This is a genomic window from Streptomyces sp. C, assembly GCF_000158895.1.
Classification (GTDB): Bacteria; Actinomycetota; Actinomycetes; order Streptomycetales; family Streptomycetaceae; genus Streptomyces; species Streptomyces racemochromogenes.
In genome coordinates this window covers 3,127,349-3,132,249 of sequence record NZ_GG657750.1, presented here as the reverse complement: position 1 = coordinate 3,132,249, position 4,901 = coordinate 3,127,349, and the positions used below count along the sequence as shown (strand labels likewise).

At 72.4% G+C, this 4,901-nt stretch carries 5 protein-coding genes; 2 read left to right on the top strand and 3 right to left on the bottom strand.

What is annotated here, in order from left to right:
- Positions 1 to 679 (top strand): 3-methyladenine DNA glycosylase (locus SSNG_RS13900; protein WP_042800985.1); only part of this gene is annotated, 679 nt, incomplete at its 5' end.
- Positions 680 to 694: 15 nt separating this feature from the next.
- Here the strand turns inward: SSNG_RS13900 and SSNG_RS13895 are convergent.
- The 3 genes from SSNG_RS13895 to SSNG_RS13885 form a co-directional block, all read right to left on the bottom strand.
- Positions 695 to 1,990 carry a coenzyme F420-0:L-glutamate ligase gene (locus SSNG_RS13895; RefSeq protein WP_007264464.1) on the bottom strand — a complete coding sequence of 432 codons (1,296 nt, stop codon included), beginning with the start codon at positions 1,988 to 1,990 and terminating at the stop codon, positions 695 to 697.
- Entirely contained in the window at positions 1,987 to 2,946 is a 960-nt protein-coding gene (gene cofD, locus SSNG_RS13890; protein ID WP_007264463.1) for a 2-phospho-L-lactate transferase, read from the bottom strand. The genes SSNG_RS13895 and cofD overlap by 4 nt, the downstream gene beginning before the upstream one ends.
- A gap of 67 nt (positions 2,947 to 3,013) precedes the next feature.
- Positions 3,014 to 3,484 (bottom strand): cysteine dioxygenase family protein, encoded by a 471-nt coding sequence (locus SSNG_RS13885; protein ID WP_042803480.1) that lies wholly within the window; start codon positions 3,482 to 3,484, stop codon positions 3,014 to 3,016.
- 803 nt (positions 3,485 to 4,287) lie between these two features.
- Here SSNG_RS13885 and SSNG_RS13880 point away from each other — a divergent pair.
- A complete protein-coding gene (locus SSNG_RS13880) occupies positions 4,288 to 4,551 on the top strand; it encodes a WhiB family transcriptional regulator (RefSeq protein WP_003983763.1) in 264 nt (87 codons plus the stop codon).
- Positions 4,552 to 4,901: the final 350 nt, after the last annotated feature.

The window sequence follows — 4,901 nt, the reverse complement described above, 5'->3', positions numbered from 1 at the left end:
GCCCGCGCTGCTCGGGGCCGCCGACGATCCGGCCGTCTTCGTACCCCGGCACAAGCTGGTGCACGCCAGTCACCGCCGCCGTCCGGGGTTGCGGCTGACCCGTACCGGGCTGGTGCTGGAGTCGCTGATCCCGACCGTCCTGGAGCAGAAGGTCACCGCCGACGAGGCGTACCGCGCCTGGCGCCGTCTGGTCCGCCAGTACGGGACGCCCGCGCCCGGGCCGCTCGCGGGGGAGCTGTACGTGATGCCCGCCGCCCGGGAGTGGGCGCTGATCCCCTCCTGGGACTGGCACCGGGCCGGGGTGGACTTGAAGCGTTCGTCCACCATCGTGCGGGCCGCCCGGGTGGCCGCCCGCCTGGAGGAGGCGGCCGCGATGGAGCCGGGGCCGGCCGCCGCCCGGCTGGAGGCGGTGCCGGGCATCGGCCCGTGGACCTCCGCGGAGACCCTCCAGCGCAGCAACGGCGCACCCGACGCGGTGACCACCGGCGACCTGCACCTGCCCGGCATCATCGGCTACGCCCTCGCCGGTGAGCGGGACGCCGACGACGCCCGGATGCTGGAGCTGCTGGCCCCGTACGAAGGGCAGCGCCACCGCGCGGCCCGGCTCGTGCTGCTGGCGGGGCGCACCCCGCCCCGCCGCACGCCCCGGATGCCGCGCAGCGACATCGGCCGGCTCTAGGAAGTCACCGCCAAGTCACCGCACCTCGATGAAGGCCTCCGGCGTCCGCGCCGGCCGTTCGGCGGCGGGGGCCGCCGGGCGGCCGACCGCGACGGCCCCCATCGGGTCCCAGTCGTCGGGCAGCGCGAGCACCTTGCGCACCACGTCGCGGCAGAACATCGTCGAGGACACCCACGCCGAGCCGAGCCGCTCCCCGGCCAGGGCGACGAGGAAGTTCTGCACGCCGGCGCCCATGGCGACGACGAACATCTCCCGTTCGGCGGCGTCCCGCCGGGCGTGCCCGTAGTCGTGGGCGCCGTCCGTGACCATGCACGGCACGACCAGGTACGGGGCGTTGCGCAGTACGTCACCGCGGCGCACCCGCTTGGCGATGGACTCCTCGGACTTGCCGTCGCGCCGCAGGTCGGCGATCCAGGCGTCCCGCATCGCGTCGAGCAGCTCCAGCCGGGCGGCGGCCGACTCCAGCAGGACGAACCGCCAGGGCGTGGTGTGGTGCGGTGCGGGGGCGGTGACGGCCGCGGCCACGGCGCGGCGTACGGCGCCGGGGTCGACGGGGTCGTCGGTGAAGGCGCGTACGGTGCGGCGCTGGGTGACGGCTTCGCGTACGGCTTCCGAGGTGCCGAGGCGGAACATGTCGTCGGCGGGGGCGCGGACCAGGTCGGCGGCGGTGGTGCCGTCGCCGAGTACGTGTCCGAGTCCGCGGACGACGGCCACGGGCAGTCCGGCGGCCTTGCCCTTGACGAGGTCTCCGGCGGCGGCGAGCTCGTCGGCGGTGGCCACTATGGTCGCGCTGAGCGGGTTGCCGTGGGCGTCGGTGCCGCCGCGCAGGTCGTCCAGTACGCGTACGCCGGCGGCGCCGATGGCGACGTCGGTGAGCCCGGAGCGCCAGGGCCGGCCGAAGGTGTCGGTGACGACGACGCCGACGTCGACGCCGAGGGCGGCCCGAAGGCCTGCGCGGATGGCGGCGGCGGAGGCGTCGGGGTCCTCGGGCAGCAGCAGGACGGTGCCGGGTTCGGTGTTGGAGGCGTCGACGCCGGCGGCGGCCATGACCAGTCCCCGCCGGTTCTCGGTGATCCGCAGGGTGCCGCGGCGTGCGACGACGCGTACGGTCTCGGCGTCGATGGCGTCCTCGCGGGAGTCGGCGCGGACGATGCGCCCCTCGGCCTTGGAGACGATCTTCGAGGTGACGAGGAGGACGTCCCCGTCGCGCAGGCCGGGCTCCGCGTCGGCGATGAGGCGGGCCAGGTCGTCGCCGGGCCGGACCTCCGGGATGCCGGGGACGGCCCGCACCTCGTAGGAGGGGACGGTCACCGGGCGGCCTCCGCGAGGTCCAGTGCGGCGCGGGCCATGGCGGCGGTGGCGTCGGTGTCGGTCATCATCAGGGGGACGGCCCGGCAGGGGATGCCGGCGGCTTCGACCTCGGTGACGGCGTCGGCGTCGGAGGTGTCGACGAGCCAGCCGTCGAGGAGGCCGGAGCCGTAGTGCCGGGCGACGGCGGCGGCGGTGGTTTCGACGCCGACGGCGGCGAGGACCTTGTCGGCCATGCCCCGTACGGGTGCTCCGCCGACGATGGGGGAGACGCCGACGACGGGTGCCGGGGAGGCGGCGAGGGCCTCTCGGATGCCGGGGACGGCCAGGATGGTGCCGATGGAGACGACGGGGTTGGACGGCGGGAAGAGGATGACGTCGGCGCCGGCGATGGCGTCGAGGACGCCGGGGGCGGGCTTGGCCTGTTCGGCGCCGACGGGGACGACGGCTTCGGCGTCGAGGGAGGCGCGGAGCTTGACCCAGTACTCCTGGAAGTGGACGACGCGGCGTTCGCCCGTCTCCGGGTCGGTGACGGCGACGTGGGTCTCGACGCGGTCGTCGGACATGGGGAGCAGCCGGACGCCGGGCTGCCAGCGGTCGCAGAGTGCTTCGGTGACGGCGCTGAGCGGGTAGCCGGCGCCGATCATCTGGGTGCGGACGATGTGGGTGGCGAAGTCGCGGTCGCCGAGGCCGAACCAGGTGGGTCCGACCCCGTACGCCGCGAGTTCTTCCTTGACGGTGAAGGACTCGTCGGTGCGGCCCCAGCCCTGGTCCTCGTTGATGCCACCGCCGAGGGTGTACATCACCGTGTCCAGATCGGGGCACACCTTCAGCCCGAACAGGTGAATGTCGTCACCGGTGTTGCCGATGACCGTGATGTCCGCGTCGGGGACGGCGGACTTGAGTCCGCGGAGGAAACGGGCGCCGCCGATGCCGCCGGCCAGAACAACAATGCGCATACCCCCAGTCTGTCAGTCGGCCGCAGGCCGTCCTTGAGGGGTGGTGGTCGGGCGACGGGTGGGACTGTCAGGCGGGTGCGTGCTCCTCGCGGGCCGGGGAGCAGCTGTGCATCGGCATCTCGGTCAGGCCGGGGAAGTAGACGTGCAGGCTGACGGCTCCGTCGAGGGTGTCGTTGACGACCTCGTGGGCGTAGCCGGGGGCGAAGACGCGCTGGGAGCCGGCGCGGTGGCTGAGCCGGCCGCGGGGGGTGTGCTCGGTGAGCTCGCCGTCGAGGACGGTGAGGATGCCGGAGGAGCTGCCGTGGTCGTGGAGGCCGCTGCCCTGGCCGGGGACCCAGCTGAGCAGCCAGACCTCGTAGCCGGGGCCGGTGCGCAGGCGGTGGTACCAGCGGGTGGTGGCGTCGTACTGGACGAGGTGTTCCCAGCTCGCGCGGTCCTCGGCGATGGAGCGGGCGAGGCCGGCGAACTCGGCGACGGTGACGGGGTGTTCGCGGGCGGGCTGGAGGAGGTGCTGGACGGCGAGGATGTCGCCGGCGATCTGGAGGTCACTCTCGACGACGGCGGCCGGGACGGCGGCCGGGGCTGCGGCCGGAGCCGGGACGGCGGCCGGGGCGGTCGCGGGCGCGGGCACGGCGGTCGCGGGCACGGCGGCGGAGGCGGCGGCGGGAGCGGCGGAGGATGCGGGGGCGCTGTTCATCGTGGGGGTGTCCTCGACGGGTGTCAGTCGTGCGGGGCGGTTGCTGTGGGGGAGTGGCCGGAGCTCGGCGGAGCCAGGGGCTCCGGGGGCATCAACAGCTGCAACAGCAACAGCGAACCTGGGCAGCGCACAGGAACCCACGAATGGGGGTCCGGGTGGCGGCTGCGGGCGCTGACATGAGGACAAGGAGACCGGGCGGAGGGCCGGACTGTCAACCCAATGTCCGGTTTGCGGGAAAAGTTTCACCTCATCCGGTTACTGTGCGCGGAGAAAGGTTTGTGCACTCAGGGTCAGGGGATGTGCCGCTCCGACTCGACGGGAACCGAGATCAAACCCGCGGGCGTCACTCGTGATCGGAATGTGATCTCGGCTGCATCTTCGGCCGAATTGCAACCCCTCTTCGGGGTGACGCGTCGACCTCGAACGAGGGAGGCGGTCGCGGACAGCCTGTGGCTTGTGTCACGATTTTTGGCGATATGAACACTTTCTGTATACGCTTGGTTCCGCAGAGTGAATAAGGGCCCCAATAGCAGATCTCGGCTTGACTGCACAGGAGCCACACACTTGTAATTTCACTCGTGTCGTTGCTCGGCGATCAGTAACGGCAACATCACGGGGACGCACAGACAGAGCGAGGGGCGCACATGACCGAGCTGTTTCAGGAACTGCTGGTCGAAGAGGCGGACGAGGAGCTCGGTTGGCAGGAGCGCGCACTGTGCGCGCAGACCGACCCCGAATCCTTCTTTCCCGAGAAGGGCGGCTCCACCCGCGAAGCCAAGAAGGTCTGCCTCGCCTGCGAGGTCCGCTCCGAATGCCTTGAGTACGCCCTCGCCAACGACGAGCGATTCGGCATCTGGGGCGGTCTGTCCGAGCGCGAGCGGCGCCGGCTGAAAAAGGCCGCGGTCTGAGAGCGGCGACGACCGGCGATCCGAAACGGTCCCGGAGCGCCACCGACAGCGACGGAAACAACGGAAACGACGACAGACTGAGCAAACGGTCCGCCTCCCGCACCTTCCCCGCAGGAGGCGGACCGTCGCGTTCCGGACCTTCTCCCGACGCGGCGTACCCTCCCCTTCCCAGCCGTTAGTGTGGGGCGCTGTCCAGCAGCCTCCGAGGGCACAACACCCCCGGATCCCCAGGCCGGAGGGCCCGTACCGCGATGTCCCCGCACAGCAGCTCGCCGGCCTCCCAGCAGGCGGCCGCCACCCCCGAGTTCCCCCGGCACGTCGTCACCGCGGTCCTCGTCGCGCACGACGGA